This is a genomic window from Mesorhizobium sp. M2E.F.Ca.ET.209.01.1.1 (assembly GCF_004010375.2).
GTDB lineage: Bacteria > Pseudomonadota > Alphaproteobacteria > Rhizobiales > Rhizobiaceae > Mesorhizobium.
Map to the genome: position 1 here is coordinate 1 of NZ_SADP02000238.1, position 419 is coordinate 419.

Genomic DNA, 419 nt, shown 5'->3' on the forward strand with positions numbered 1-419 from the left:
AAAGGCGGCAGCCGCCGAATCGATCTTGCCGGCGCGCTTCCTGCGCGAAAAATCCATCTCGATCAGCGCGCGTTCCGCAGCCACCGTCGACAGCCGCTCGTCCCACAGCACAAAGGGCAGGTCGCAAAGCGTCGCCATGTTGCGGGCGAAGGCGCGCGATTTCTGGGCTCGAGGCCCTTCAGAGCCGTCCATGTTGACGGGAAGGCCGAGCACGATGGCGCCGACATTGTCCTTCTCGAGCTGAGCGAGCAACTGGGCGGCATCGAGCGAAAACTTCTTGCGCAGGATGACGGGGCGGGGATGAGCGAAGGACAACCCGCGATCGGAAACCGCTACGCCGATCGTCTTGTCGCCGAGATCCAGGCCGGCGAGCGCGCGGCCGCCGGCAAGATGTCCCGGCAATTCCTCGATTGAAATAA

The 419-nt window shown here is 64.0% G+C and carries 1 protein-coding gene; it reads right to left on the reverse strand.

The window, feature by feature from the left end; genetic code table 11:
* Positions 1 to 417: Holliday junction resolvase RuvX (ruvX, locus tag EN852_RS35460; protein ID WP_246694499.1), on the reverse strand; the 417-nt coding region annotated here is incomplete at its 3' end.
* Positions 418 to 419 lie beyond the last annotated feature (2 nt).